Origin of the sequence: Fictibacillus arsenicus (genome assembly GCF_001642935.1) — a bacterium.
Classification (GTDB): domain Bacteria; phylum Bacillota; class Bacilli; order Bacillales; family Fictibacillaceae; genus Fictibacillus; species Fictibacillus arsenicus_B.
In genome coordinates this window covers 1,798,826-1,824,659 of record NZ_CP016761.1, presented here as the reverse complement: position 1 = coordinate 1,824,659, position 25,834 = coordinate 1,798,826, and the positions used below count along the sequence as shown (strand labels likewise).

The following is a 25,834-nucleotide window of genomic DNA, read 5'->3' as shown; positions in this document are numbered from 1 at the left end:
TTTAACTTCCTTCCTTTGAATCTTGTTTTGATCTGAACATCGTAAACTCACCGTTAAAGACAAGCTCTTTTTCAACATAGCTATTAACATCAACAGTTGTCCGTTCTGAGCCTTTTTCTGTAACTTTCGCTTTTGCCACAATTCTTTCGCCAACTCTTACAGGGCGAGAAAAACGAATGCTGGCCCGTGCAGTTAAAGCGAGTTCATCATTAATAATAGCAACTGCAAGAGAGTTCGCCTGAGCAAATACATGATGTCCTCTCGCTATCTTGTTGCGTGAAAATACGTGTTCTTCTTTTATATCAAGAATCGAGATAGCTGACTCATCTAATTGAAGATCAATGATCTCACCGATTACTTCTTCAAGAGGCAGTGCTTTAACATCGTCCAGCTTCGTTTCAGCTACAGACTTAATCCTCTCCCGAAGCTCAGGTATTGAAAGTTCCAGCCGGTCAAGACGGATTGTCTGCACACTTACACTGAATTTCTCCGCAAGTTCCTCGTCAGTAATAAAAGGTGTTTGTTTTATCGTTTCCTTTAGCAGCTCTTGCCGCTCCCGTTTTGTTTTTTTCATAAATACTTTCCTTCTTCCGTTAAAAAGGTCCCATTTATGAGAAAGATATTCTCTCTGCAAATGAAGGGCGTTAGAAAAGCAGGCGCCGTATGTATTGGCGTACCTGCTGTATGTTCTTTCTGCTATTAAGAGCTGGTACTAATAGTAGTATATAGTATCAGTATTCATCTTTCAAGAATTAATCGAGCCTTTCCTTATCCAGCACACCTTCATTGGTAAGTATTTCTCTAATTAATGCGTACATTTCGTCAGTCCAAAATTCATCTGAATTTACAAGTTTAGCAGCATCATTTCTTGCTGTCTCTAAAATTCGATAATCATGCACGAGGTCAGCAACTTTAAATGCTGGCAGACCGCTTTGTTTATTGCCAAAGAAGTCTCCCGGCCCGCGAAGCTCTAAGTCTTTTTCTGAAAGCTCAAAACCGTTCGTCGTCTCAGTCATGATTCTCATGCGTTCTTGGCCTTCTTCTGTTTTGGGATCTGCGATAAGCACACAATATGATTGTTCACTGCCACGGCCAACCCTTCCTCGCAACTGGTGAAGCTGTGATAATCCAAATCTTTCAGCATCATAAATGACCATGATGGTAGCATTAGGTACATTCACACCTACCTCAACAACAGTTGTTGAAACGAGGATCTGGCATTGGTTTGCAGCGAACTGCCGCATCACTTCATCTTTCTCCGAAGAATGAAGTCTGCCATGCATTAACCCTACTTCGTATTCATGAAAGTATTGGCTTAATTGGGCATGTACATCTATAGCGTTTTGGACATCTACTTTTTCTGATTCTTCAATAAGAGGACAAATAACGTATGCTTGCCTGCCATTAACAATCTCTTTTCTGATAAAATCAAGAACACGTTCTAACATTCCATGCTTTGCCCAATGCGTAATGATAGGTTTTCTTCCTGCTGGCATAACATCTATTGTAGAAACATCCATATCGCCGAACGCAGAAATGGCAAGTGTACGAGGTATAGGAGTAGCTGTCATAAAAAGGACATCCGGCTTTTCTCCTTTTTCCCTGAGAACTCTGCGCTGATTTACACCAAACCTATGCTGCTCATCTGTTATGACTAATCCGAGATTTTTAAAATCCACTTCTTCTTGAATCAATGCATGCGTCCCTACCATGATCTGAATCTCACCCTCACTTAACAATCTAAGGGTTTCTTTTCGAAGTTTCCCTTTAACTGAACTTGTTAACAAAGCCACGGTTATGCCAAATGGCTTAAAAAGCTCTTTCAAAGATTGAAAGTGCTGTTCAGCAAGAATTTCTGTAGGGACCATCAGTGCACCCTGTCTGTTTGCTGTGACAGCAGCATATAGGGCGATCGCAGCTACTACTGTTTTTCCCGAGCCGACGTCTCCTTGCAGAAGCCTGTTCATTCTGCTCGTATCAGAAAGATCCTTTAAAATCTCTTCTACTACCCGCAGCTGGGCTTCTGTAAGCTGAAAAGGGAGCGACTGAATAAAAAGATCAACTCTAGACCTGTCGTATAATAGAGAAGCACCTTCAGATTGCTGTCTGTTCCACTTTCTGAAAATCTGCATCTTAAACTGAAAAAATAAAAGCTCCTCGTAAGCGAGTCTTCTTCTCCCAGCCTTTAGGACTTGGAAACTTTCAGGAAAATGCATCATTTTTAAAGCCGCTTCTTTTTCAGGCAAACGATATACTTCACGAAGTTTTTCTGGCAATGGGTCCGGAATCTGGCCGGAAAATTGTTTGAACGCTTGAAAAATGAATTTTCGCATCGTTTTTCCGTGCAATGTACCTTTAACAGAGTATACAGGTTCTATTTTTCTGTCATCGGAAAATGTTCCAAAATGAACATCACTCACTGTTAACGTCATTTTATTACGGTCCCATTTACCTGTGATGGTCAAAGATTGTCCAAGGGTTATTTGACTTTTTAAAAATGGACGATTAAAGATTACAGCAGTAATTAAATACTTGCCGATCAGCATCCGAAACGAGAGTCTTGATTTTTTCTTCGGAAAATAACGCAAAGAAGGCTCAGAATGAACCTTCCCTTCAATGGTAGCTTTTTCGTCATGTGCGATCTCTGATAAATCTTTTTTCTGATAATCTTCGTATCGATAAGGCAAATACTCAAGTAGGTCCTGGACATTAAAAATCCCCATACTTGCTAATTCTTCTGCTTTTTTCTCACCGATTCCTTGAACGGCAGTTATAGATTCCGTAATCATAATTACTTCTCATTTAGCGGAATGCCGAATATTTTTGCCTCAAGCTCTCTTCCAGTTGGAGTAGCAGCAAGACCGCCTTGAGCGGTTTCACGAAGTGCAGAAGGCATTGACTGTCCAATCTTATACATGGCATCTATTACTTCATCACAAGGAATTCTGCTTACGATGCCAGCTAAAGCCATGTCTGCAGCAACAATTGCATTGCTTGCTCCCATCGCGTTTCTTTTTACACACGGAACCTCTACAAGACCTGCTACAGGATCACAAACTAAACCAAGCATGTTCTTTAAGGCGATAGCCATTGCCTCTGCTGCCTGTGAAGGTGTTCCTCCAGCTAATTCTACAATCGCTGCCGCTGCCATACCAGTAGCTGATCCAACCTCTGCTTGACAGCCTCCTGCTGCTCCTGAAATAGATGCGTTATTAGCTACAACAAATCCGAATGCACCTGCTGTAAATAAATATTCAATCATCTGTTCCCGAGTAGGATTAAGTTTTCCTTTTAATGCAAATAAAGTTCCTGGGACAACGCCTGCAGAGCCCGCAGTTGGAGTCGCACAGATTGTTCCCATTGCAGCATTTACTTCATTTGTTGCCATAGCTTTACTTACTGCATCAAGCATCAGATCTCCGGAAAGGGATTTACCAGACTTAATATACGCCTGTAAAAGCTTTCCATCTCCTCCAGTTAAACCAGAATGAGATTTAACGTCCTCTGTTATCCCTCGTAATACCGCTTCTTCCATTACCGTTAGATTCCGGTCCATGAATGAAGTAACTTCTTCTCTTGAACGGCCTGTTACTTCCATCTCTTGTTCAATCATTATATCTGCAATTTTGCTTTTCTTTGATTCAGCTAATTCTATTAATTCAGCTACATTACGAAACATTCGTTCCTCACCTCTTAATCATGTATCTTTACGACTTGCTGGACGATAGGAAGAGAATTCAATTCATTGATGATAACTTCATCCGCATTCTGATCAATTTCAATCACCATTAATGCTTCTTTTCCTTTTTCCTTACGTGAAACTTCCATATGTCCAATGTTAATCTCATGCTTTGCCAAAATGTTTGCAACACCTGCAATAGCTCCGTACTTGTCATTATGAACGATAAGAAGTGCCGGATGGTTGCCCGAAAGCCTCAAACTGAATCCGTTCAATTCTGTAATTTCGATCTTTCCGCCGCCAATTGAAATTCCTACAACTTCAATCTGCCCATTCTTATCACCAATAATTACTCTTGCCGTATTAGGGTGGTCAGTGACTGCATCTTCCTCAGTCATCGATACTTCAATGCCTTCCTGCTTCGCTATTGTAAGCGCATCCACAATCCGGGTATCAAATGTGTCATAGTCTAATATTCCACCGACTATAGCAACATCAGTTCCATGACCGCGATACGTTTTCGCAAAAGAACCGTAAAAAGAAATCTTGGCAAACTCCGGCTTTCTGCCAAATAAATGTCTTGCTACTCTTCCAATTCTAGCAGCACCGGCTGTATGTGAACTTGATGGTCCGATCATGATGGGACCGATAATATCAAAAACACTTTTATATTTCATGACGATCTCCTTCGATTGCGTTTTTTCCCAATAAAATAAGTATTCCCTCTTAACTTTATCACACTTTAAGTTTAAGAGAGAATACTTTTAATTTTGGCTCTTTTATAAAAGATTGTTGCTTTTGGCTTTTTCAATTCTCATCAGATGCAAGTTGATTGGAGCGCAAGGTTCGAGACTCCTACGGGACGAGCGGTCAGGTGGAGACTCCTAATGGCGCAAAGCGGCAGGAGGCTCACCGCACACCCCGTGGAAAGCGAGCACCCTGGAGCGGAAATCAACCACTTCCAAAGCAACAATGTTACTCAACTGAAAGGATAAATGAGTAGATCGGCTGTTTTCCGTTATGGATCTCAGCTTCAGCATCGGGGAATTTTTCTTCGATGAAATCGGCAAGTTCTTGCGCTTCATCTTCAGAAGAATCTTCACCATAAATGATGGTTACGATTTCTGTATCTTCATCCATCATTTTTTCTAAAAGCTCTTTCGTCACTTCTAGCTTATTTGTCTTTGAAGTGATGATTTTACCCTCTGAAATCCCCATAAAGTCACCCTTACCAATCTCAACACCATCGATTGATGTATCTCTGACAGCGTAAGTTACTTGCCCGGATTTTACAGAAGTAATTGCTTCGTTCATTTTCTTTTCGTTTTCTTTCATATCTGCCGAAGGATTAAACGCCAGGATGGAAGCGATGCCTTGTGGAACAGTCTTAGTGCGGATGATGACAACTTCTTCATCAACAACGCTAGCAGCCTGTTCAGAAGCCATGATGATATTGCTGTTGTTAGGAAGAATGAATACTTTTTCTGCATTCACTTCAGAAATAGCACGCACAATGTCTTCTGTACTAGGATTCATAGTCTGTCCGCCTTGGATAACGGATGCTCCCATTGAAGAAAACATTTCTTCGATTCCTTCGCCCATAGCTACTGTTACAATCCCGTATTCTTTCTTTTTCTCAGCAGGCTGAGAGTATGAAGGAATAACTTCATTTTCACTTTCTAAGATAGCCGAATGCTGTTCACGCATATTTTCAATCTTAATGTTGATCAAACTCCCATAACGGTGAGCAAGAGTCAGCATGTTGCCTGGCTGCTCTGTATGAATGTGTACTTTTACCACATCATCATCCGCAACAACGAGAAGTGAGTCACCATGTTCTGCGAGCTCGTTTCGGAAGTTTGTTTCATCAAATGGATTGTTTTTGATTTTATTTGATTCAAATTTCACCATGAACTCTGTGCAGTATCCAAAGTGGATATCTTCAGTTTTCATGTGAATTTGAGCTTTGTGATGTTCCGCGTTGACAAGTTCACCCATTGAAGGAGCATTTACTGATACTTTTGGCAGTTCTTTTCCTTCTAATACAGCTAAAAAGCCTTCATATACAGTGACTAGACCTTGTCCGCCCGAATCTACTACTCCTACTTCTTTTAAAACAGGAAGAAGATCTGGTGTACGGTTTAAGGAAGCTTTAGATTCTTTAACGAGTTCCTTCATAATATAAAGGACATCATCTGATTTTTTTGCTTCTTTAACTGCTTTTTTAGCAGCATCTTTTGCAACTGTTAAAATTGTACCTTCGACAGGCTTCATAACAGCTTTGTATGCAGTTTCTACACCTTTGTCAAATGCATTAGCAAACTCAACCGCTGTAATGGATTCTTTGCCTTCAATAGCTTTAGAGAACCCTCTGAATAACTGTGATAAAATAACGCCAGAGTTCCCTCTTGCTCCCATTAAAAGCCCTTTAGCGAACGCATTTGCTACAGCGCCTATTTGACTTGAAGTGTTTTTCTCAACCTCTTTTGCACCAGATGTAATCGTTAAGTTCATGTTTGTTCCTGTATCACCATCTGGTACAGGAAATACGTTAAGTGCATCGACCATTGCTGCATTTCTTGATAAGTTTGAAGCACCCTCGAGCACCATTTTTGCAAACTTTTTTCCGTCTAATACTTTTAAAGACACAAAACTTCCTCCTAACTAAGGGGTTGTCACCCTGACACCCTGAACATAGATATTGACTGAGTCAACCGCCAATCCAAGCATTTGATCCAGGGTATATTTCACTTTGTTCTGAACATTATGAGCCACTTCAGAAATCTTTGTTCCGTAGCTTACAATGATATACATATCAATATGTACTTCATCTTCCTCTTGTCGGACAACGATCCCTCGGGAGAAATTTTCACGTCCTAAAAGTTCAGTTAATCCATCCTTTAATTGCTTTCTTGATGCCATGCCAACAATTCCGTAACAATCAATTGCTGCACCGCCAGCGATAGTAGCAATCACTTCATTAGAAATATCAATTTGACCATAGGTTGTTTTCATTTCAATGGACATGCTTACATCCCCCTTTAAATTGTTAAATGGCTAACAAATATTTTACTATACATTATGTTTTTTTGAAAGGACTACTACATTTCACACTATGTAAAAAGTATTGTCAAGGAAATTTACTTGAAAACCATAATGAATATGTTGCAATGCTCAGAGAGTCATGCTAATATTATTTAGTATTTAACATACGATTGAATTGATGCAAAGCTTTTTTGCTGTAAAGGAGGTTCACCTACTATGGCTCGTAAATGTTTTATTACTGGAAAAGGACCTAAAACTGGAAACAAGCGTTCTCACGCTATGAACAAATCAAAGAAAAGCTGGGGAGCTAATGTCCAAAAGGTTCGCATTCTTGTGGACGGAAAGCCTAAGCGCGTATATGTATCTGCTCGTGCACTTAAATCAGGTAAAGTAGAACGCGTTTAATAAAAAAACGGCAGCAGAAGCTGCTGTTTTTTTTATTTTCAATATATATGTAGAGGCCGTACACTTTTTAGTGCAGCTTTTTTGACACTTATTACACATCGTGCGTGGAATTAGACCAGTTCTGCTTGGTCAGAAAGAGATTCTGCGTGAAACCTCTTTCTAACCCGCGTGAAACTAGAGCCTCTTTGCGTGAAATTACATATATTTTGCGCAAACGTGTAATAAATTTAAGAACACGTACCGTAAATATCCTCACAAAATATCTTTATAAAAACAAAAGCCTCTTCTCTAAAAGTTTGTGCTTTGAGTAGTTTTTAATATCTTCATTGACATGTTGGATGGAGTGCAAGGTGCGAGACTCCTCGAAAATGAAAAATCACATTTTCTTCGTGCGATGTAACGCTGCCGAAGCCTTCCTTGTCCTGCGGGACGAGTGGGACAGGTGAGACTCCTAATGACACAAAGTGTCAAGGAGGCTCACCGCACGCCCCGCGGAAAGCGAATATCCTGTAACGGAAATCAACTACTTTCAAAAGCAACAAAGTATTGCGAAAACAGCCAAACAAAAAAAGCGCACAGGGCGCTTTTTTTGTTTGTTATCCTTTTTTAAAAGAACCTAAGATGGCACGTACGAATCCCCCTAAGAATCTAGGAAGTTTAATGGTATAAAATTTCATCTTACCCCTCCTCCAGGCCCATAAAAAATGATAAGAGCAAAACCTAACATACATTATTCCCCGTGTTATAAAAAGGTGTCTCGGGACCTGTTTTCCGTAATTTTTTTAATCACGGCTCTTTACCATCAATATTATGCCAGAGTCGAAAGAATAAGTACCATTTTTATTTACAAGCTCATTTGATATACAGAGGGAAGACCCCATCTTCAAGGAAGCTTTTTCTAAAGGATATTTGAATCCCTTTAGCGTGATGCCTTTTACTTCTCCTTGAAAAGCTAAGAAAGAAATATAGGAGTAAAGATCCTCTCTTTCAATCGTATATTTTCCAGGGAGCTTTAGTGAGATTTCATTTTTAAGATCTACTACTTTAACTTCAACATTGCTAGAAATGGTTCTATAGAGCTGCTGGATGTTTATCATCTCGTGATCCAGTCTTCCTCCAGTTGCGCCGAATAATAGTATTTCTTTTGGTTTTTGATCCATTGCCCATTCAAGCGCTAATTCCATATCAGTGTGGTCTTTTTCCGACTGGTATTCATTCAGGATAATATCTGACTTTAGTATATTCTCCTTTTCTGCTGCTGAAACCGAATCAAAATCACCGAAAGCATATGCAGGCTTTATCCCTTTCTGCAAAAGGATGAATGTACCTCTGTCAACGCCAACCCACAGATCTCCTGGTGAGGAATCATAGTTTTTAAGTTCTGGGATCAGATGATCTGGACCACCGGCGACAATTCTTATTTTCATGCTGCCTGATGATATCCCTTTCTTGCTGCATGCAATAATCTTGGAGCAGTGTTAGTTATAAAAATCACGATTAGAGATGTAATTCCAAAAATGACGACCATAAACGAACCGTTGTACATGATTGAATAAAGCCATACATTCATCTCTTCGGCAAAATCACTAAAGAAAATAACCCCCGATAATACATGTGAAGCAAGTCTCAAGGCACATCCAATAAAAATCCCTGTAAGCATCAATAAAGTTCTCTTTGCTTTATTTTGAGTAATTGACGGCGCAAATGCACCTGCAACACCTGCTAAAGCAAAAGCAAGCGGGTAATCTAAAATAAGCTGAGCAGGATGGACGATATATGGATTTACAAGCAATTGAAGCAATCCTACTGCTAATCCTGTAAAAACCCCTGCTTTCAATCCCCTTCTGAATGCTATTAGAAAAATCGGCACCATCTCAAGAGAGACAGAACCCCCTTGCGGCCAAACACCATTGAATTTTATAAGTCCTAAAATCAATGAAAGTGCAGCCATAATAGCAATTTCTGTTAATAGTAAAATGTTATTGTTTTTCATCTTTTATCCTCCTCGATCGATGATTTGAAAAGGCTGTTTTCTAAAAGCTTGCTGCTTTTGAATGTTTTTTTAAATGGAACATCGTTGAATTGTTGATTGGAGCGCAAGGTGCGAGACTCCTGCGGGAGTAGCGGGACAGGTGAGACCCCGGCAGGCTTGATTAGCCTAGGGGGCTCACCGCACGCCCCGCGGAAAGCGAGCATCCTGGAGCGGATATCAACGTCTTCTAATAGCAACAAAGATTACGAAAAGAGCCTTTAATAAAATAAAAAAAGCAACCGGCATGTGAGTGCGGTTGCTTTAAGATTCATATCATCTGAATGCAAAAAGTACGACTCCACATCCCTACGCAGGCATTATCCAGCTTCAGGTTCAAAGGGTCGGGAGTACACTCCCCTCTCAGCCCATTTATAGGACTCCCCCTGTGGTTACTTATTTTATTGACATCTTAATTATACACCACGAATGGAGTTTATTGCATCTTTTAAATCTTTTTTCCCATATATGGCAGAACCGGCTACTAAAACGTTCGCACCTGCTTCAATGCATAAAGGGGCAGTTTCAGCATTAACACCGCCATCTACCTCAATTTCTACATTCAGCCCATGAGTCTGTACTAGCTCAGAAACTTCTTTGATCTTTGGGACAACATTTTGGATAAAAGACTGTCCGCCAAATCCAGGGTTAACTGTCATAAGCAATACCATATCGATATCATGGATGATGTGCTTTATTGCATCAACTGGAGTAGCTGGGTTTAATACAACGCCTGCTTTAACACCTTTAGCTTTAATCAGTTGTATCGTTCTGTGAAGATGAGTTGCCGCTTCAACATGGACAGTAATAATATCTGCACCTGCCTCTGCAAAATCCTCAATATATGAATCCGGATTCTCTATCATTAGATGTACGTCCAGCGGCAATTCAGTCAATGGACGTATAGCTTTAAGGACTAGGTGACCCATCGTAATATTTGGTACGAAATGTCCATCCATCACGTCTACATGAATGTAATCGGCACCGGCCATCTCAACCGCTTTTATTTCTTCGCCTAACTTTGAAAAGTCAGCCGATAGAATGGAAGGAGCTATTTTAACCATTTAGTACCTCCGTTTTTGATCTTTTATTTCCTGTAAAAAGCTTACATAGTGATCATATCGAAATTGTGGAATTGCTCCTTCTTCGACACCCTGTTTGACAGCACATTTAGGTTCTGAAGTATGTGAACACCATCGGAATTTACAATTTCCGCGTCTCTCATTCATCTCAGGAAAATACATAGACAAGTCTTCAGCTTCAATGTTCATGAAATCCAAGGAACTGAATCCAGGTGTATCAGCGACAAGACCGTTTCCAAACAAGATGAGTTCAACATGCCGAGTTGTATGTTTACCCCGTCCTAAGTGGCTCGATATTTCGTTCGTTTCAAGCATGAGCTCTGGGTTAATGGCATTTAATAACGATGATTTTCCGACACCGGACTGCCCAGCAAAAACCGTTACTTTATCTTTAAAAAGCGGATAGAACATCTCCAGGCTGTCGTCTGTTTTTGTTGAAGTGGGAAACACATCGTATCCTAATCTTTTGTATGTTTCTATATATTTTTGAATCTCATCAAGGTCATCAGTACCCTGGACAAGATCCATTTTAGAAATACAGATTACAGGCAGAATATCATTTGCCTCTATGTGAACAAGAAACCTATCTAAGAGAAGCGTGCTAAAATCAGGTTCGGTTGCCGAAAAAACGAGAATGGCCTGGTCTACGTTTGCGATGGGTGGGCGGACTAATTCATTTTTTCTTTCTTTCACATCAAGAATATAGCCATCCGTAACGTTGCTGGATTCATATTCTACCCAGTCACCAACAAGCGGGTTCACTTTCTTCTTTCGAAAGTTCCCCCTTCCCCTGCATTGGAAAACTTCAGTCTTGCCTTGTTCCTTTACGTAATAAAAACCAGCCAGCGCTTTAACGATTCTTCCTTCAGGCATGCTTAATCACCATCGTCCCCTTCCTGAATATCATCATAATTTATTGTTTCTTTCTTTGCTTCTTTATCATTGATATAAACAACGTAAGAAGCGGTACCGCCTTCAGCAATAGTCAAAGGGAGAGAATACTCCTTTGATTCTGTTATCTCCTCTTCCACGAAAACTTCATTTGCTGCATTTTTGTCCGAATAAACAATTTTTACCCGGGCAGGCTCATTCTTATCTCTTTTGTTTAGCTTAACTTCGATATTTTCCGTTGTAGTGCGGTCTCCCCCAATTTCATCGGATTCTTCTGCATCTTCTTCTTTATTTGGATCTGGACCATCCGACAGAACAACTGTAATCGTCGCTCCTTTTTCAACTTGTGTAAAAGGTGCCGGGTCTTGGGAAATGACTTTTCCTTTTTCTACAGTATCCGAATACTCAGACGTAAATTCAGCTACAAGTCCCTCATTATCTGCAAATGTTTCAACGTCTTGCTGAGTTAATCCGATTAGATTTGAAATTTGGACAGTTGGTGTACCCGAGCTTACGGTTAAAGTAACCGTAGTTTCAGCAGGAGTTACTTTCTCATCTCTGTCAGGACTTTGAGTAAGTACCGTCCCTTCTGGCTCTGAATCAGATTCCTCATAATTGATATCAATATCTGTGAATCCTTTATCTTTTAAAAGTGCTTGTGCAGATTCGATGTTGTAGCCTTCTACATCAGGCATATTTTCCTTTTCAGGTCCTTTTGAAACATGCAGTGTAATTACAGCGTGTTCTTTCACAGCCGTTCCAGGAGAAGGGTTCTGGCGTATTACATGACCGTCTTCTATTTCAGGATCAAAAACTTCCTCGCGTTTTACATCCAGACTTTTTGCTTTTAATTTATCAAAAGCATCCTCATAATCGTCTCCAACTACATCTGGAACATTGACTTCTTGAACAGAAAATACGGACGACCAAATGGTAAATGCAGCTACTGCCGCTCCTCCTAATAAAAGAAAGGTAATTAATAGAATCAGCCACCATTTCTTTTTCTTCTTTTCGGGGGCTTTCTCTTCTTCTTTCATAACAGGTGTTTCTTCAACAGGCGGAGGAACAATGGGAGGTATGAATTTTGTTTTCTCATCCTCATCACTGTCCTCATTCCATTTTTGCTCATACATGCGTTCCGGCTGAAGCGCAGAGTTCATGTCATTTAACAGTTCTTGGGCACTGTCATACCTTTTAAGAGGATTTTTTGCCAGTGCTTTTAAAATTATGTTCTCAACACTTTGAGGAATCTCCGGATTTAGCCTCCGAGGCTCTATCACATTTTCCTGAAGGTGTTTTAAAGCAACAGAAACCGGTGATTCACCAACAAAAGGCACTCTGCCTGTAACCATTTCATATAAAACAGCACCAAAGGAATAAATATCCGATTTTGCATTGGCAATTCCTCCCCGAGCCTGTTCAGGAGAAAAATAATGAACAGAACCCAATATTGAATTAGTATGTGTAATGGTTGCAGAAGTAATAGCCAGTGCAATCCCAAAATCGGTAAGTTTCGCTGTTCCATTATCAGTAATTAAAATATTGTGCGGTTTAATATCACGATGAATAATTCCATGGTCATGGGCAACTGCCATACCCGAAACAATTTGTTTCATGATGTGCAAGGATTCTTCTACAGATATTTTTCCGTGTTCTTTTATGTATTGTTTAAGTGTCTTCCCTTGCACGTACTCCATAACAATAAAATAGATTTCTTCGTCTTCTCCTACATCATATATACTTACAATGTTCGGATGGTCCAGACTTGTAGCTGATTCTGCTTCCCTTTTAAACCTTCTAATAAAATCTTCATCTTTATTAAACTCTGAACGAAGAACTTTTACAGCAACATCCCGATCCAGAATTAAATCTTTTGCTCGATAAACGATGGCCATTCCGCCGTCACCAATTACTTCTAAAAGTTTGTAGCGGCCACTGACTCTTTTTCCAATCATGCTTTTGCTTCCCCTTTTATTTCTGTGTCAGAACTATTTTGAATAAGGATAGCAGTTATGTTATCTTCTCCACCCGCATCTTTTGCCCAGGCTATTAATTTTTCAACCTTATCGGCAACGGTTTCCATTGAGTTATCCAACGCTTCTTTAATTTTTTTAAATGATACCTTGTCTGATAATCCATCTGAACACAGCAACAGGTAATCACCGGAATTCCAAGTGATCACGTTTAATTCTGCCTCAACGGTTTCATCGGTTCCAACTGCTTTCATAATCATGTTTCGTCTTGGGTGAATTTCAGCTTCATCTTCTGTGATCTGACCGGACTTCACAAGTTCCTGAACAAGTGAATGGTCATCCGTTACCCTTTTCAATTCACCTTTTGAATATAAATAACATCTGCTGTCACCAATATGAGCAACTGTAATCTCGTTTTTCGTTCCCAATGCAGCCACAATCGTTGTACCCATCCCTCTAGTCTCAGGGTTAACTTGAGAAAATTGGAATATATGTTTATTAGTATCGTTCAGTACACTTTGAATCCAGTCTTTAATATTTCCCAAGTTTTCTTCAAAATGAACCCAAGCTTCTTTAATCACTTTAAGGGCTTCCTGACTTGCGATATCCCCCGCTTTATGACCGCCCATACCATCAGCAATAACTGCAAGAAAGTGTTCACCCTTTGTGAACACTTCCCCGCTGTCTTCATTATGCTTCCTTACCATTCCAACATCAGTTTGAAAGGCAATTTGCATATCCCCGTCACCTCGTCTCTTCTTTACGTTCCTTCGCACGCAGCTGACCGCATGCTGCGTCAATGTCATGTCCTTGTTCTCTTCTGATGGTGGCATTAATGCCTCTTGAGGTTAACGTCTCTAAGAACTTAAATATTTGTGTTTTCGGTGTTCTTACATAATCTCTTTCTGGTACATAGTTTACTGGAATTAAATTAACATGGCACTTAATATCTTTAATAAGATCTGCGAGCTCATTTGCGTGTTCCACTGTATCGTTAACTTTTCCGAATAAACCATATTCAAATGTTACACGTCTGCCGGTCTTCTTAATATAATAACTAATGGAATCCATTAGTTCGTTTAATGGATACATTCTGTTAACTGGCATTAGGCGGCTTCTTGTTTCTGTGTTTGGAGCATGAAGAGAGATCGCAAAATTAATTTGCATTCCTTCATCAGCAAATTTATAAATATAAGGTACCACGCCACTTGTTGAAATCGTGATATGGCGAGCACCGATATTTAGCCCTAGATCATGGTTGATAATCTTAAGGAAAGACATAAGTCCTTCATAATTATCGAACGGTTCACCGATCCCCATGACAACAACAGAACTTACTCTTTCTTCTGTTTCATCTAAAGCTCTCTGAACCTGAAGAACTTGGGCAACAATTTCGCCAGCTTGCAGATTGCGCTTTAATCCTCCCAAAGTAGAAGCACAGAAAGTACAGCCTAATCGGCATCCAACCTGTGTCGTTACACAAATACTGTTTCCATACTCATGTCTCATAAGTACTGTTTCAATGGAATAGCCATCTTGCAGTTCAAATAAGAATTTGATCGTACCATCTGCTGATTCTTGGCGTATCACTTCTTTTAAAGGTTTGATATAAAAATCTTTTTCCAGCTTCTCACGCAAACCTATTGGAAGGTTTGTCATTTCCTCAAAAGAGGACACACGTTTTTGATACAGCCATTCAAAGATTTGTTTGCCTCTGAATTTAGGTTCTCTAATATCCGTCAGCCAAGCTTCAAGTTCGTGAAGCTCCAATGAGAATATAGAAGGTTTAATATTAGGCTTTGTCTGTTTATCTGTTAATGGTTTAAGCATGTTTCTCACCACCTGTTGTCTTTTTTCTGTAAGCCGCAATGTAAAAGCCGTCACTATTAAAATAATGAGGCATAATTTGCAGATCTGATCGTCCTTCTATTATAAAGGTTTTCACTTTTTCTGGCATCTTTTCGGAAAAGTCCGGATCCCATTCAAATTCAGGATGATTTTGAAGGAACCATTCTGCTACTTCACTGTTTTCTTCCTGATCTACTGTACAAGTGCTGTAGACAAGCTGACCTCCAGCTTTCACCATTTGAGAAGCGGATTCCAATATATCCTTTTGAATGGATGCAAGCTTTAAAACATCTTCTTCTGTTTTAGACCATTTAAGATCCGGCTTTTTGCGGATTACACCAAAACCGCTGCAAGGGGCATCAACAAGAACTCTATCAAAAGATGCAGAGTCGTATTTTTCTCCTGCTTTTCGAGCATCTAAAACTGAGGCTTCGATATTTTCAAGACCCAGTCTCTTTGCTTGTTTATTAATCAATTCTATCTTATGGGCATGAAGGTCTAAAGAAACAACTTTTCCATTTCCTTTCATCATTTCAGCCATATGGGTTGATTTGCCGCCTGGGGCAGCACATGCATCTAGAATGACTTCTCCAGGTAATGGAGCTACAGCTCTAGCAACAAGCATTGAGCTTTCATCCTGAATCGTAACTAAGCCTTTATTATATACTTCTGTTCCTGGAAGATAGCCGTCTTTTATTATGATACCCTCAGGAGACAATTCTCCTTCTTCTGCAGAAACTCCTTCTTGCTCCAGCTGCTGAAGAACTTCGTCTCTTGTCGTTAGCATCGTATTTACCCTCGCTGTAACCGGAGACGGCAAAAGATTTGATTCGGCCATTTTTTCAGCATCTTCATTTCCGAATTGAGAGCTCCAGCGGTCAAAAAGCCACTGCGGCATACTGTATGTTAAAGCCGCTTTTTCGGAACCTGCACCTGCTTTTTTGTCCATTTCAGCTGTTCCCTCACGCTGCAATTTGCGCAGAATACCGTTTACAAGACCTGCAAGACCTTGATGTCCTCTTTGTTTAGCGATTTCTACAGCTTCATGAATGATTGCATGATCTGGAACACGGTCCATGTATAGCATCTGGAAAATGGACAGTCTAAGCAACGATATAACCCAGCGGTCTTTTTTCTTTATTGGTTTATTCAGCAGTTGATCTAAATAAAAATCTATCGTGTTTTTACGCTGGATCGTACCATAAACAATGCTCGTTAAAAGACCTTTATCAATTTCTTTTACATTTGCTTTTTGGAGCGTCTGATTCAGCTGTAAATTTGAGTATGCCTGATTTTGTTCGATTTTAATTAAAACGTCCAGGGCGATTGCCCGTATGTTGTTTTCCAACTTTATTCACCTAATTTCAAGCCTTGTGGTACGCTTGCTCCTTTAAGATAATCACTTGCGAGCATTCTCTTTTTCCCGGAAAGCTGCAAGTCTGTAATAATGATGCTCGTCTGATCCCCGGTGGCCACCTGAAGTCCATTTTCATGTATGCCAATTACAGTACCAGGTTCTGCAGAGTAACTCGTTTCTTGCTTTTCCGCCCACCAAACTTTAAGAGGCTGGCCGTTTAATAACGTATAAGCAACTGGCCACGGATGAAGACCGCGTATATGGTTATGGATCTCTTTTCCTGATCGGGTCCAATCGATCTTTTCCTGTTCTCTAGTTATGTTCCAGGCAAAAGTTACTTCATCTTCCTTTTGGGGGACAGGAGTAATCTTTCCTTCAACAAGCAAAGGGATAGTTTCTGATAATAATTTAGCACCCGCCGCACTTAATTTGTCATGCATAGAACCTACGTGGTCATTTTCTTCGATCGGTACTTCAACTTGGGTAAGTATATCACCTGCGTCTAATTTTTCAACCATATACATAATCGTGATGCCGGTTTTATCATTTCCGTCGATTATGCTTTTATGGATCGGCGCTCCGCCTCTGTATTTTGGAAGCAATGAGGCGTGGACATTGATGCATCCATATTTAGGTGTTTCCAAAATTGCATTAGGCAGGATTTGTCCGTAAGCGGCCGTAACAATCAGATCAGGTTTAAGAGCCAGAATCTCTTCATAGTTTTCATGCAGCTTTACGGGTTGATACACTTTAATTCCATGTTTGATCGCTTCTTCTTTAACAGGTGTCTGCTTAATTTCTTTTTTTCTTCCTACTGGCTTGTCTGGCTGGGTAACAACGCCAATAACTTCATAACCATCTTCTACTAGCTGACGAAGTACGGGCACGGAAAAGTCAGGTGTTCCCATAAATAATATCTTCATGTAACCTATCTCTCCATTTCCTCGTTTTCGTAATAAGCGATTACTTTAGATGTAAACAAAATGCCATGCAGGTGATCGATCTCATGCAGAAGTGCCCTGGCAAGAAAATCGTTTGCTTTTATAGTAAATTCTTTTCCGTTCTCATCTTGTGCTTTCACAGTTACTTCAAAAGGGCGTTCAACCTCACCGAAGAGCCCGGGGAAACTTAAGCAGCCTTCTGGTCCAGTCTGGCTTCCGGTAGCTGCTGTTACGACCGGATTGATCAACACGATTTGTCCCTCTTCATCACCAACATCTACAACTGCGATCTGTTTAGCAATCCCGATCTGAGGAGCTGCAAGACCTACTCCTTCTGCATCATACATCGTATCAAACATATCGTTTATCAGTTTTTTTAACTTTTTATCGAACGCTGTTACCGGTTCACATTCTGTTTCTAAAACTGGATCTGGGTGTTCTACAATCTTAAGAATTGTCATCGTATTCTATTCTCCTAACTGCTACATAAGTGTCTGGGCATTTAACTCTCCAGTAATCTGCAGATCTTTTATACTTTTATCTTTTTGAAAATGGGCTATTATTTCTTCAAACCAATTTCTAAGCTCTGGTTCATTTTTGTATTTTATCATTACCTGGTACCGATATCTATCCTTCACACGTGCGATCGGTGACGTAACAGGGCCAAGCAGGAGACTGTCAGGTGACAGCCTTTTTGACAAAAAGCTTGCTGCCTTTTCACTTGCTTCAACAACCTGCATCAATTCCAGGTGACTGAAGGTAAGAAGGCCCAAATAATAAAATGGCGGGTATTGATGCAGTTTCCTTGTTTTCATTTCATGATTATAAAAACTGAGATAATCATGCTGTGAAGCTAGCTGGATGCTGTAATGTTCAACGTCATATCCTTGAACAATCACTTTCCCTTCCAGCTCATGCCTCCCTGCCCGGCCGCTCACTTGTGTAAGAAGCTGAAATGTTTTTTCAGACGCTCTGAAATCAGGCAAATGCAGCATCGTATCAGCAGCCAAAACGCCTACTAATGTTACCTTTGGGAAATCAAGTCCTTTTGCGATCATCTGTGTGCCAAGCAATATATCTGCTTCACCTTCCCCAAAAGAAGTAAGCAGTTTTTCGTGGCTTCCTTTTTTAGATGTTGTATCTACGTCCATCCTAATGACTCTAGCTTCAGGAAGAACTTTAGCAAGCTCTTCTTCTACCTTTTGCGTTCCTGTTCCGAAAAAACGAATATGTTCTGAGGAACACGAAGGACATGCGGACGGAGTAATCTCTTTATAACCGCAATAGTGGCATTTTAATTCACCGTATCTTTTGTGATAGGTTAAAGAAATATCGCAATGCGGACATTGCGCTACATATCCGCAATCTCTGCACAATATGAATGAAGCATAGCCGCGCCGGTTAAGAAAAAGAACAGATTGCTCTCCTTTTTCAATTCCAGCTTTTAGTTTTTCCATTAATTCATTAGAAAACATCGAGCGGTTTCCTTTTTTCAACTCATCCCTCATATCCACAATAGTCACTTCAGGCATCGGATTTGAATGAACACGGGAACTTAATTCAGCAAGTTGATAGCGTCCTTTTTGTGCTCTTGCATAAGTTTCCAAAGCAGGTGTTGCACTTCCAAGTACAATCGGGCAAGAATGATACTTTCCTCTCCAGATCGCTACATCTCTTGCATGATAGCGTGGATGATCTTCCTGCTTATAGCTTGATTCATGTTCCTCATCTATGATAACGATTCCTAAATTTTCAAAAGGTGCAAAAACGGCAGACCGAGCACCAACAACTACTGAAACTTCTTTTCGAAGGATCTTTCTCCATTCATCGTACTTCTCTCCAATAGACAAAGCACTGTGCAATACTGCAACAGAGCTTCCGAATCGTCCTTTAAATCTGTTGACCATCTGAGGTGTGAGCGAGATCTCCGGAACTAGTACGATAGCTTCCTTCCCTTTATCTAAGACAGATTGAATAGATTGAAGGTAGATCTCTGTCTTTCCGCTTCCGGTAACACCATGAACGAGTATGGTTTGATGTTCATTGTTTTCAATAGAATCTAAAACCGGAGTTATGGCATTTTGCTGGTTTTCCGTTAAAGGAAGCGGTTCGGTCTGTTTGATGTTTCTCCCTTGGTAAGGATCTCTGTATACTTCCTTTTCTTCGATATACACGGCACCTTTTTTACAAAGCGACTGAACTGAAGATAGGGAAGCACCTGTCTCATGAAGAATTTCCTGCAGAGAATATTCGCCTGGAGGTCTGCTTAAAAGTTCTGAAATTACAGCTTTTTGTTTTTCAGCTCTTTTGCCATTTTGGTTCAGGAGTTCTTCGGCTTCAGTTTTGTTTCCTAGTGAAACAAATTTGACTTTCTTTTTGTTTGCTTTGTCTTTTACTTTATAGACAACATCCAAGACTCCTGTTTTTGTCAGTTCCTGAAGCTTCTTGAGCAGATGAACATGGTTTTTTGTTACCTCGTTTAAGCTTAGTTCTCCACTCGCGGAGAAAAGAACAGACACTTCACTCGATAACATTTCCGGCCTAAGTACTGTAAAAAATTTTTCGTAAGTTGCTTTCATTGCTGCAGGAAGCATTGCCTGATAAGCAGTGATATAAAAACTTAGCGTGTTCTCTGCCAGCCATTGGCCTAGATCTATTAGTTCCGGCGTAAGGACAGGAAGAGGATCGAGTATTTCTGTGATGTTTTTTATACCTTTTACAGAAGACGATTGCTTTACTGCTAATATAAAGCCTTGAAGTTTTCTTGGTCCGAACGGCACGATCACACGCATACCTGGTTCAGCCCAATTCTCCAACCCTGGAGGAACCTTATAATCAAACGTCTTATTTACACTGCCTGAAGGGACGTCAACAACGACTGCCGCAATCATCTTTTCATCATTTCCATCACTTCTTCTAATATTTCATTCGCTGCTTGTTCTTTTGTAAGAATTGGCAGCGGCCGTATAGAGCCATCTTTTTTAATCATGATAATTTCGTTTGTATCACTTCCAAAACCGGACCCTTCTTTTGATACATCGTTTCCAACTACCATGTCCAAATTCTTTCTTACTAATTTATCTTTTGTATAGTCTTCAAGATTTTCAGTTTCCGCAGCAAATCCAACGAGAATTTGATGTTCTTTTCTCTCGCCAAGCGCTTTTAAAATATCATCTGTTTTCTTTAGTTCAATCGTCCACGTATCATTCTTTTTCTTAAACTTATTTGAATGAACAGTAACAGGTGTATAATCTGCTACGGCTGCACATTTAATGACGATATCTTGATCTCGGTAATGACTGATTGTTTTATCAAACATTTCTTTTGCAGAAATGACTCTTTCAACTTGTACTCCTGATGGTATTTCAAGTGATGTAGGACCCGTTACTAAAGTTACTTCTGCTCCAAGTTTTTTTGCTGCAGAAGCAATCGCATATCCCATTTTTCCTGAGGAATGGTTTGTAAAATAACGTACTGGGTCCAGTTCCTCTCGTGTAGGACCAGCTGTTACCATGACTTTCTTTCCTGAAAGAGGCATTATCTGATCTTCACTTTTTTCCTTAAAGTACATATGAACAGCATTTATGAGTTCCTCTGGTTCAGCAAGTCTTCCTTTGCCAATCCATCCGCAGGCAAGGAGTCCTTCATTCGGCTCAATAAACCGCCACCCGAACACAGCAAGAGTTTCCATGTTCTTTTTTACAGCTGGATGATTAAACATATTTACATTCATAGCAGGCGCGATCAGCACATCTGCTTTTGTTGCAAGTAATGTTGTAGTCAGCATATCGTCCGCGATGCCGTTTGCCAGTTTCCCGATAACGTTCGCAGTAGCAGGAGCGATCAGTACAAGGTCTGCCCAATCTGCAAGATCGATATGACTGACAATTGAAGGTTCTCTTTCCTCAAACGTATCTGTATATACAGCTTGTCTTGTCAGCGTTTGAAAGGTTAACGGTGTAATGAATTTCTGGGCAGATTCTGTGAGTATAACTTTCACTTCATATCCGCTTTGATATAATTTACTTGCTACGGGAGCTGCTTTATAGGCAGCGATTCCGCCTGAAACAGCAAGCAATATTTTTTTCTTTTCCATAATAAACCCCTTCCGCCGCTCATTTGCTTAACAATTCACATCTATTTTACAGCATTTATATGTATTAAAAAACTTTATGAATTTTTATAAAGAAAACTTGGCTGACGCCAAGCCTTTCGCTTCAGCCTTAGTTGCGCTTACACTTTCGACCTAAACTTGTTTTGCTACGTCGAAAATCATCTTGCTAACAAGTTATACTTTCTGAAAGTAGAACAAAAAAATAACAACCTTTAGACAAGGTTGTATATTTTTTCAGGTTCTATATATTAATCAGCAGGTGTTTCCCCAACTTTTGTTAAGATACCAGATTGAATTTCTTCAAGTGCTTTACCAACAAACTTGTATGATACAGGTTTAGCAATCTGCTGGTTGCCATACTTTTGAATTTCTCTTGCACGTTTTGAACTAAGTGTTACAAGTGAGTATTTTGAGTCTATCTTTTCCATAAGAGAATCGATGGATGGATATAGCATTATTGGTCATCTCCTAAAATTTTTTGGTATTTCGGACGAACTCTGTCAACACGACAATGTTCAGTTGTAATGATAGCTTTAATTCGGTTACATGCTGAATCAATCTCATCATTAACCACAGAATAGTCATAGTGCTTCATAAGCTCGATCTCTTCTTTGGCAACTGACATGCGATTGTTTATCAAATCTTCTGTTTCAGTGCCCCGCCCGACAATACGGCTTCTTAGTTCATCAAGACTAGGTGGTGTTAAGAAGATAAATACACCTTCCGGAAAAATATTTTTCACTTGAAGTGCACCTTGAACTTCAATCTCTAAAATAACGTCTTTGCCTTCATCAAGTGTGCGGTTCACATATTCGATCGGCGTTCCATAATAGTTGCCGACATATTCTGCCCACTCGAGCAATTCTTTATTTTCAATCATGCTCAGAAATTCTTCTTTTGTTTTAAAGAAGTATTCTACCCCATGTCGTTCGCCTTCACGCGGCTGCCTCGTCGTGGCTGAGACTGAGTATTGAATGTCCAGCTTTTGTTCTCGAAGTGCTTTACATACAGTACCCTTCCCTACACCAGAAGGACCGGATAGCACAAACAGAATGCCTCTTTCTTTTTCCATATAAACCTCCACAACCTAACTTTCTTCTGAGCCCTCATCAACCGACATCAGTCTGTGAGCTACAGTTTCTGGCTGTACAGCCGACAGAATGACATGATCACTGTCGGTCACAACGACCGCTCTCGTTCTGCGGCCATATGTAGCATCAATCAGCATATTCTTTTCTCTTGCGACCGTGATTAATCGTTTTATCGGTGCAGATTCTGGACTGACTACCGCAATAATCCGGTGAGCAGCAACAATATTTCCGTAACCAATATTAATTAATTTCATCTTTAACCGCCCCTAACCTGCTACTATTCTAGCCAAATGGAATAACGGGTCATACGCTAATTGCACGATATTGTGAAAAACTGTACACATGTTCCTATATTTTAGCACACAAAATCGAGAATCTAAACTATTTTCCCTCAATTTGAGGAAATATCATCAATAATTAGCATGGGACTCTTTAAAGCGATCGGATTTATAACTTCTTGGAAGCTCATTTATCTCGTTGAACACCGTAAAGTTTATGATTCGCTCGTAAATCCTGGGAACCGCTCGTAAATCTTCCCGGGCGAGCATAAATCGAGCAAATTCTTTTCAGAACTTGCTTGTTTTTTAGTAAAAAACAAACGAAGCTGGCTCCTAAAAAAAGTGAGCCAGCTTTCTATTTATCTTATTTCTCTTTTAAACAGCTGAAAACCTGCTAAAGCAAATGTCGGTATAGATGCCATGCCCATTACGAGCAGCCATTGTCTTAGTGACAGCGGTACAGTGTGGAAAATCTCTTGTAAAGGCTGGACATACATTACGACAAGCAGAAGTAAAATCGATGAGATGACTGCTAGAACAAGATATCCGTTTTGAAACGGGTTTCTGTGGAAAACCGAACGTTCACTTCTGCAGTCAAACACATGAATTAATTGCGCCATAACAAGTGTAGCAAACGCGACTGACTGTGCCACGATCAACTGATCTGGATTTTCTTTTAAAGTTACCCAGAATGCGAGAATCGTTGCTGCCCCTATTAAAAATCCGCGGGAAACAATCTTCCATCCGAGTCCTCTTGAGAAGACCCCTTCTTTTGCTTGCCGTGGTTTACGTCTCATGACGTCTTCTTCTGCCTGGTCCACACCCAAAGCCATTGCAGGCAGTCCGTCTGTAACGAGGTTCACCCACAAAATTTGAATCGGTACGAGAGGCAAAGGCAGTCCCATGATCATCGCAAAAAGCATGACGAGAATTTCTCCGACGTTTGAAGCTAATAGATATCGAATAAACTTACGGATATTTTCATAGATGTTTCTTCCTTCTTCTATGGCTGAACGAATGGTTGCGAAGTTATCATCCCCCAGTACAAGAGAAGAAGCTTCTTTTGCCACATCTGTTCCGGTGATCCCCATAGCAATTCCAATATTAGCCGACTTAATGGCAGGGGCGTCATTCACCCCGTCACCCGTCATCGCTACTACATGGCCTTTTCTCTGCAGAGACTTTACAATTTTCAATTTATGTTCCGGTGATACTCGCGCATACACGTAAACATTCTCTGAAACTTTGTCCAGTTCTTCGTCATTAAGCTGCGCTAACTCGGCACCTTCCATCACTCTGCCGCCTTCAGGAAGCATGTTCAGCTTTTTGGCGATGCTCGCTGCAGTTACTACATGGTCACCTGTGATCATAATCGTTTTAATACCTGCAGTCTGGCAGTCTCTTATACTTTCTTCTACTTCTGGACGAGGCGGATCCATCATTCCTTGAAGTCCGACAAAAGTGAGGCTTCTTTCTGCGAAGGAGGCTTGGGCGTAATATTCCCCCTCCTTTAGTGGCCGGACAGCGACAGCGATCGTTCTCAAAGCTTGGCTTCCTAATGCATAGATCGCTTCTTTAATCCGTTCTTTATGAGCTTGCTTAATTAACTGTTTCTTATCATCCCATACAATATAATCACTTTTTTCCATTAAGACATCAGGAGCTCCTTTTACAACGAGCATCTGATTCCCTTCTGTATCCTGAACAATTACACTCATCATTTTTCTTGTTGAATCAAAAGGAAACTCATGCTGAATCGTAAACTGTTCACTTAATGATTCTTTAGTAATACCAGCTTTATAAGCGCTGACTAATAAAGCTGTTTCTGTCGGATCTCCAACCTCTATAAAAGAACCATTCTTGCCTTCCTCGAGTGTAGCGTTGTTACAAAGAGCGGCATAAGCTAAAACTTCAGTAAGCTTATCTCCTCTCTTACCGTCTTCATTAATTCCTGATCCCGCAACTTCAAAACCATCATCATTTACGATCCACTGTCTGCCTTGAGACCAGATTCGAGTCACTGTCATTTTATTTTGTGTAAGCGTTCCTGTTTTGTCGGAACAGATTACGGTAGCACACCCGAGTGTTTCGACCGAAGGGAGCTTGCGCACAATCGCTCGTTTACGGATCATCTTTTGTACACCAAGCGCGAGCGCAATCGTAACAATAGCAGGCAGCCCTTCAGGTATTGCGGCAACAGCCAAAGAAACCCCTGCTAAAATCATGCTGTACAGATCGTGCCCTTGCAAAACCCCAGCTAAAACAACAAGAACGGTTAACAGCAATGCCAGAGCGATCAAAATTTTTCCGAGTTGTTCAAGTTTCATCTGAAGAGGAGTTGCCAAGTTCTCAGCTGATTGTATTAAGTGAGCAATTTTCCCCATCTCAGTCTTCATGCCAGTTGCAACTACGATCCCTTGTCCCGTCCCCCGAGTTACCATCGTTCCCATAAACGCCATGTTATCCTGGTCACCAAGTGTAAGCTCGTCTGCAGTTAAAATATTGTTATGCTTTTGGGCAGGAACGGATTCACCCGTTAAAGCAGACTCTTCAATTTGAAGGCCTGATGTTTTGAGCAATCGAATGTCTGCTCCAACTCTGTCACCGCTCTTAATTTTTACTACATCACCTGTAACCACATCTTTCGCTGCGATCGAAACCCACTTACCTTCTCTTAAAACCTGTGCGGTCGGAGCGGATAATTCTTTTAGTGAAGCAAGGGATTTCTCTGCTTTTCTTTCTTGAATAAACCCTAGAATTCCGTTCATCACAACGATTAAGATAATAGCAATCGCATCCAGATACTCGCCTAAAAAACCAGACAGCAATGTTGCTGCCAAAAGCACGAGCACCATAAAATCCTTAAACTGTGCAAGGAACATCAGAATAGCTGATTGCTTTTTAACTTCTTCTAGCTGATTGGGTCCATCAAGCTTCAATCGCTTTTCTTGCTCATTCTTCGTTAGACCTTCATCTAACCTGCTGTTGAGTATTGATTCAATTTCGTCTTGCGGCAGCTGGTACCAATTCATAGCTTCCACCTCTAATAAGATTAGTTAAAGCCATTTATATGCAGGCATGTCCGCAAAAATGCTATACTA

At 40.4% G+C, this 25,834-nt stretch carries 24 protein-coding genes and 1 riboswitch; of the genes, 1 reads left to right on the top strand and 23 read right to left on the bottom strand.

The features are described from left to right. Position 1 precedes the first annotated feature (1 nt). From fapR to ABE41_RS09500, 6 genes are all read right to left on the bottom strand, one after another. On the bottom strand, positions 2–574 hold the full coding sequence (fapR, locus tag ABE41_RS09525) for a transcription factor FapR (protein WP_066289325.1): 573 nt from the start codon (positions 572–574) through the stop codon (positions 2–4). A gap of 178 nt (positions 575–752) precedes the next feature. Then, positions 753–2,789 carry an ATP-dependent DNA helicase RecG gene (gene recG / locus ABE41_RS09520; RefSeq protein WP_066289323.1) on the bottom strand — a complete coding sequence of 679 codons (2,037 nt, stop codon included), beginning with the start codon at positions 2,787–2,789 and terminating at the stop codon, positions 753–755. Between the two features lie 2 nt (positions 2,790–2,791). After that, a complete protein-coding gene (sdaAA, locus tag ABE41_RS09515) occupies positions 2,792–3,679 on the bottom strand; it encodes an L-serine ammonia-lyase, iron-sulfur-dependent, subunit alpha (protein ID WP_066289321.1) in 888 nt (295 codons plus the stop codon). A 14-nt stretch (positions 3,680–3,693) separates the two neighbouring features. Then, a complete protein-coding gene (gene sdaAB, locus ABE41_RS09510; RefSeq protein WP_066289318.1) occupies positions 3,694–4,356 on the bottom strand; it encodes an L-serine ammonia-lyase, iron-sulfur-dependent subunit beta in 663 nt (220 codons plus the stop codon). Positions 4,357–4,654: 298 nt separating this feature from the next. Next, entirely contained in the window at positions 4,655–6,328 is a 1,674-nt protein-coding gene (locus ABE41_RS09505; protein WP_066289316.1) for a DAK2 domain-containing protein, read from the bottom strand. A 15-nt stretch (positions 6,329–6,343) separates the two neighbouring features. Further along, positions 6,344–6,706, bottom strand: a complete 363-nt coding sequence (locus ABE41_RS09500; RefSeq protein WP_066289314.1) for an Asp23/Gls24 family envelope stress response protein — start codon at positions 6,704–6,706, stop codon at positions 6,344–6,346. A gap of 234 nt (positions 6,707–6,940) precedes the next feature. On the opposite strand from ABE41_RS09500, the gene rpmB reads away from it, so the two are divergent. Next, positions 6,941–7,129 carry a 50S ribosomal protein L28 gene (gene rpmB / locus ABE41_RS09495; RefSeq protein ID WP_066240673.1) on the top strand — a complete coding sequence of 63 codons (189 nt, stop codon included), beginning with the start codon at positions 6,941–6,943 and terminating at the stop codon, positions 7,127–7,129. 596 nt (positions 7,130–7,725) lie between these two features. Here rpmB and spoVM read toward each other — a convergent pair. The 17 genes from spoVM to ABE41_RS09410 form a co-directional block, all read right to left on the bottom strand. Continuing rightward, the gene (gene spoVM / locus ABE41_RS09490) at positions 7,726–7,806 is read right to left on the bottom strand and encodes a stage V sporulation protein SpoVM (protein ID WP_066240671.1); all 81 of its coding nucleotides are present in this window, start codon (positions 7,804–7,806) and stop codon (positions 7,726–7,728) included. Positions 7,807–7,911: 105 nt separating this feature from the next. Continuing rightward, on the bottom strand, positions 7,912–8,556 hold the full coding sequence (locus tag ABE41_RS09485) for a thiamine diphosphokinase (RefSeq protein WP_066289309.1): 645 nt from the start codon (positions 8,554–8,556) through the stop codon (positions 7,912–7,914). Then, positions 8,553–9,122 (bottom strand): energy-coupled thiamine transporter ThiT, encoded by a 570-nt coding sequence (thiT, locus tag ABE41_RS09480; RefSeq protein ID WP_066289307.1) that lies wholly within the window; start codon positions 9,120–9,122, stop codon positions 8,553–8,555. Before thiT ends, ABE41_RS09485 begins: the two co-directional genes overlap by 4 nt. A 325-nt stretch (positions 9,123–9,447) precedes the next feature. Beyond that, positions 9,448–9,555, bottom strand: a riboswitch (TPP riboswitch). A gap of 19 nt (positions 9,556–9,574) precedes the next feature. Continuing rightward, on the bottom strand, positions 9,575–10,222 hold the full coding sequence (gene rpe, locus ABE41_RS09475) for a ribulose-phosphate 3-epimerase (RefSeq protein WP_066289305.1): 648 nt from the start codon (positions 10,220–10,222) through the stop codon (positions 9,575–9,577). Then, complete coding sequence (rsgA, locus tag ABE41_RS09470; protein ID WP_066289299.1) at positions 10,223–11,113, bottom strand: ribosome small subunit-dependent GTPase A; 891 nt, start codon at positions 11,111–11,113, stop codon at positions 10,223–10,225. Between the two features lie 2 nt (positions 11,114–11,115). Further along, positions 11,116–13,086: a Stk1 family PASTA domain-containing Ser/Thr kinase gene (pknB, locus tag ABE41_RS09465; RefSeq protein WP_066289297.1), complete on the bottom strand. Its 1,971-nt coding sequence runs from the start codon at positions 13,084–13,086 to the stop codon at positions 11,116–11,118. Further along, a complete protein-coding gene (locus ABE41_RS09460; RefSeq protein WP_066289293.1) occupies positions 13,083–13,841 on the bottom strand; it encodes a Stp1/IreP family PP2C-type Ser/Thr phosphatase in 759 nt (252 codons plus the stop codon). Before ABE41_RS09460 ends, pknB begins: the two co-directional genes overlap by 4 nt. A gap of 7 nt (positions 13,842–13,848) precedes the next feature. Beyond that, positions 13,849–14,934 (bottom strand): dual-specificity RNA methyltransferase RlmN, encoded by a 1,086-nt coding sequence (gene rlmN, locus ABE41_RS09455; protein WP_066289290.1) that lies wholly within the window; start codon positions 14,932–14,934, stop codon positions 13,849–13,851. After that, a complete protein-coding gene (gene rsmB, locus ABE41_RS09450; RefSeq protein WP_066289287.1) occupies positions 14,927–16,300 on the bottom strand; it encodes a 16S rRNA (cytosine(967)-C(5))-methyltransferase RsmB in 1,374 nt (457 codons plus the stop codon). Before rsmB ends, rlmN begins: the two co-directional genes overlap by 8 nt. A 2-nt stretch (positions 16,301–16,302) precedes the next feature. Next, positions 16,303–17,232, bottom strand: coding sequence for a methionyl-tRNA formyltransferase (gene fmt / locus ABE41_RS09445; protein WP_066289283.1), 930 nt, complete (start codon positions 17,230–17,232; stop codon positions 16,303–16,305). Between the two features lie 5 nt (positions 17,233–17,237). Further along, positions 17,238–17,711 (bottom strand): peptide deformylase, encoded by a 474-nt coding sequence (gene def / locus ABE41_RS09440; RefSeq protein WP_066289280.1) that lies wholly within the window; start codon positions 17,709–17,711, stop codon positions 17,238–17,240. A 21-nt stretch (positions 17,712–17,732) separates the two neighbouring features. Further along, a complete protein-coding gene (priA, locus tag ABE41_RS09435; RefSeq protein WP_066289276.1) occupies positions 17,733–20,141 on the bottom strand; it encodes a primosomal protein N' in 2,409 nt (802 codons plus the stop codon). Then, positions 20,138–21,349, bottom strand: a complete 1,212-nt coding sequence (gene coaBC / locus ABE41_RS09430) for a bifunctional phosphopantothenoylcysteine decarboxylase/phosphopantothenate--cysteine ligase CoaBC (protein ID WP_066289273.1) — start codon at positions 21,347–21,349, stop codon at positions 20,138–20,140. The genes priA and coaBC overlap by 4 nt, the downstream gene beginning before the upstream one ends. A 263-nt stretch (positions 21,350–21,612) precedes the next feature. Next, entirely contained in the window at positions 21,613–21,819 is a 207-nt protein-coding gene (rpoZ, locus tag ABE41_RS09425) for a DNA-directed RNA polymerase subunit omega (protein WP_066289267.1), read from the bottom strand. Continuing rightward, positions 21,819–22,436 carry a guanylate kinase gene (gene gmk / locus ABE41_RS09420; RefSeq protein WP_066289264.1) on the bottom strand — a complete coding sequence of 206 codons (618 nt, stop codon included), beginning with the start codon at positions 22,434–22,436 and terminating at the stop codon, positions 21,819–21,821. The genes rpoZ and gmk overlap by 1 nt, the downstream gene beginning before the upstream one ends. 15 nt (positions 22,437–22,451) lie before the next feature. Beyond that, positions 22,452–22,709, bottom strand: a complete 258-nt coding sequence (gene remA / locus ABE41_RS09415) for an extracellular matrix/biofilm regulator RemA (RefSeq protein WP_066240628.1) — start codon at positions 22,707–22,709, stop codon at positions 22,452–22,454. A 383-nt stretch (positions 22,710–23,092) separates the two neighbouring features. Then, on the bottom strand, positions 23,093–25,765 hold the full coding sequence (locus tag ABE41_RS09410) for a calcium-translocating P-type ATPase, SERCA-type (protein WP_066289261.1): 2,673 nt from the start codon (positions 25,763–25,765) through the stop codon (positions 23,093–23,095). Between the last annotated feature and the right edge of the window lie 69 nt (positions 25,766–25,834).

What these genes read in the sequence shown, in the direction of transcription:
- fapR (WP_066289325.1), bottom strand. Translation starts at nt 574, where the DNA reads ATGAAAAAAACAAAACGGGAGCGGCAAGAGCTGCTAAAGGAAACGATA.
- recG (WP_066289323.1), bottom strand. Translation starts at nt 2,789, where the DNA reads ATGATTACGGAATCTATAACTGCCGTTCAAGGAATCGGTGAGAAAAAA.
- sdaAA (WP_066289321.1), bottom strand. Translation starts at nt 3,679, where the DNA reads ATGTTTCGTAATGTAGCTGAATTAATAGAATTAGCTGAATCAAAGAAA.
- sdaAB (WP_066289318.1), bottom strand. Translation starts at nt 4,356, where the DNA reads ATGAAATATAAAAGTGTTTTTGATATTATCGGTCCCATCATGATCGGA.
- ABE41_RS09500 (WP_066289314.1), bottom strand. Translation starts at nt 6,706, where the DNA reads ATGTCCATTGAAATGAAAACAACCTATGGTCAAATTGATATTTCTAAT.
- rpmB (WP_066240673.1), top strand. Translation starts at nt 6,941, where the DNA reads ATGGCTCGTAAATGTTTTATTACTGGAAAAGGACCTAAAACTGGAAAC.
- spoVM (WP_066240671.1), bottom strand. Translation starts at nt 7,806, where the DNA reads ATGAAATTTTATACCATTAAACTTCCTAGATTCTTAGGGGGATTCGTA.
- ABE41_RS09485 (WP_066289309.1), bottom strand. Translation starts at nt 8,556, where the DNA reads ATGAAAATAAGAATTGTCGCCGGTGGTCCAGATCATCTGATCCCAGAA.
- thiT (WP_066289307.1), bottom strand. Translation starts at nt 9,122, where the DNA reads ATGAAAAACAATAACATTTTACTATTAACAGAAATTGCTATTATGGCT.
- rpe (WP_066289305.1), bottom strand. Translation starts at nt 10,222, where the DNA reads ATGGTTAAAATAGCTCCTTCCATTCTATCGGCTGACTTTTCAAAGTTA.
- rsgA (WP_066289299.1), bottom strand. Translation starts at nt 11,113, where the DNA reads ATGCCTGAAGGAAGAATCGTTAAAGCGCTGGCTGGTTTTTATTACGTA.
- pknB (WP_066289297.1), bottom strand. Translation starts at nt 13,086, where the DNA reads ATGATTGGAAAAAGAGTCAGTGGCCGCTACAAACTTTTAGAAGTAATT.
- ABE41_RS09460 (WP_066289293.1), bottom strand. Translation starts at nt 13,841, where the DNA reads ATGCAAATTGCCTTTCAAACTGATGTTGGAATGGTAAGGAAGCATAAT.
- rlmN (WP_066289290.1), bottom strand. Translation starts at nt 14,934, where the DNA reads ATGCTTAAACCATTAACAGATAAACAGACAAAGCCTAATATTAAACCT.
- fmt (WP_066289283.1), bottom strand. Translation starts at nt 17,232, where the DNA reads ATGAAGATATTATTTATGGGAACACCTGACTTTTCCGTGCCCGTACTT.
- def (WP_066289280.1), bottom strand. Translation starts at nt 17,711, where the DNA reads ATGACAATTCTTAAGATTGTAGAACACCCAGATCCAGTTTTAGAAACA.
- priA (WP_066289276.1), bottom strand. Translation starts at nt 20,141, where the DNA reads ATGATTGCGGCAGTCGTTGTTGACGTCCCTTCAGGCAGTGTAAATAAG.
- rpoZ (WP_066289267.1), bottom strand. Translation starts at nt 21,819, where the DNA reads ATGCTATATCCATCCATCGATTCTCTTATGGAAAAGATAGACTCAAAA.
- gmk (WP_066289264.1), bottom strand. Translation starts at nt 22,436, where the DNA reads ATGGAAAAAGAAAGAGGCATTCTGTTTGTGCTATCCGGTCCTTCTGGT.
- remA (WP_066240628.1), bottom strand. Translation starts at nt 22,709, where the DNA reads ATGAAATTAATTAATATTGGTTACGGAAATATTGTTGCTGCTCACCGG.
- ABE41_RS09410 (WP_066289261.1), bottom strand. Translation starts at nt 25,765, where the DNA reads ATGAATTGGTACCAGCTGCCGCAAGACGAAATTGAATCAATACTCAAC.